The sequence below is a fragment of the Zooshikella ganghwensis DSM 15267 genome (genome assembly GCF_000428585.1).
Taxonomy (GTDB): Bacteria; Pseudomonadota; Gammaproteobacteria; order Pseudomonadales; family Zooshikellaceae; genus Zooshikella; species Zooshikella ganghwensis.
This window is the reverse complement of the sequence record NZ_AUAF01000408.1, coordinates 1-1142: the sequence shown is the minus strand read 5'-3', so window position 1 is coordinate 1142 and position 1142 is coordinate 1. Positions and strand designations below refer to the sequence as shown.

1 protein-coding gene is annotated in these 1142 nt (G+C 44.6%); it reads left to right on the top strand.

Going from position 1 to position 1142, the window contains the following annotated elements; all coding sequences use genetic code 11:
- A partial coding sequence (locus tag F607_RS0127380; protein WP_027710510.1) for a terminase large subunit domain-containing protein occupies positions 1–1142 on the top strand: 1142 nt, incomplete at both ends.

The following is a 1142-nucleotide window of genomic DNA, read 5'->3' as shown; positions in this document are numbered from 1 at the left end:
TATTTAAAAAGCCGACAGATTGGGCTGACCTATTACTTTGCCGGTGAGGCCTTTGCTGATGCCATCCTCAGTGGTGATAACCAAATCTTTTTATCCGCCAGCCGTTCCCAAGCCGAAGTATTCCGCAGTTACATCCTTCAATTTGCCAAGGACTGGTTTGATATTGAATTGAAAGGTGACCCCATTACCTTAAGCAATGGCGCTGAATTACGTTTTGTGTCCACCAATGCCAGCACCGCGCAAAGTTATCACGGTCATGTCTACACGGATGAATACTTTTGGATACCAAAATTTAAAAAGATTAATACCGTTGCTTCAGGCATGGCCATGCATAAGAAGTGGCGTAAGACGTATTTTTCAACACCCAGTGCTGTGGGTCATGAAGCGTATCCTTTCTGGACCGGGCAAGCCTTTAAAAAGAAACACCCTGATCAAGCATTCCCTACCGATGCCGAATTATCGAAAGGTATGTTATGCCCTGATGGCCAGTTTCGACAAATTATCACTATTGAAGATGCGATTGCGGGGGGTTGTGATTTATTTGATATCGACCAGTTGCGTTTAGAGTATTCAGAAGACGAATTCAATAACCTACTAATGTGTCAGTTTATTGATGATAAACAAAGTGTCTTCAAGCTAACGGATTTAGAAAAATGCTGTTCTGATCGTTTATTCTGGTTAGATTACGATCCTCATGAAGCTCGCCCCTTTGCGGATAATGAAGTTTGGTTGGGCTTTGATCCTAGCCGCACCCAAGATGCCGCTACCTGTGTCGTTTTAGCTCCACCCAACCCGGCGTATGGTGACCGGTTTAGGGTATTAGAAAAACATCAGTGGTATAACGCCGACTTTTCCTATCAGGCAGAGCAGATTAGACAGCTGACACAACGCTTTAATGTACAACACATAGGGATTGATATTACCGGTATTGGTCGGGGTGTCTATGACCTGGTACGCGGCTTTTTCCCCTTTGCCCGCGCCATCAATTACAGTGTCGACACTAAAAATCAATTGGTATTAAAAGGGCTGGATGTGATTCGCAAAGGTCGCTTAGCATTTGATGCGGAGATGACCGATATTCCTCACGCCTTTTTAACCATCAAACAAACCACTACCCCAAGCGGCCAAATCACCTACAGTGC